The sequence below is a fragment of the Dryocola boscaweniae genome (assembly GCF_025215095.1).
Classification (GTDB): Bacteria; Pseudomonadota; Gammaproteobacteria; order Enterobacterales; family Enterobacteriaceae; genus Dryocola; species Dryocola boscaweniae.
In genome coordinates, this window is record NZ_JALHAP010000002.1 from 1 (window position 1) to 233 (window position 233).

The following is a 233-nucleotide window of genomic DNA, read 5'->3' on the forward strand; positions in this document are numbered from 1 at the left end:
TACCACTTTGTGATTCATGACTGGGGTGAAGTCGTAACAAGGTAACCGTAGGGGAACCTGCGGTTGGATCACCTCCTTACCTTAAAGATACAACCCGCGCAGTGTCCACACAGATTGTCTGATAGAAGTAAAGAAGCAAGGCGTCTTGCGAGTGAGACTTAAGTGTCCCCTTCGTCTAGAGGCCCAGGACACCGCCCTTTCACGGCGGTAACAGGGGTTCGAATCCCCTAGGG

Annotated in this window: 1 rRNA gene; it reads left to right on the forward strand. The window is 52.4% G+C overall.

Annotated elements, in window-relative coordinates:
* Nucleotides 1–79 (forward strand): 16S ribosomal RNA (locus MUA00_RS00010); the annotation flags it as partial.
* Between the last annotated feature and the right edge of the window lie 154 nt (nucleotides 80–233).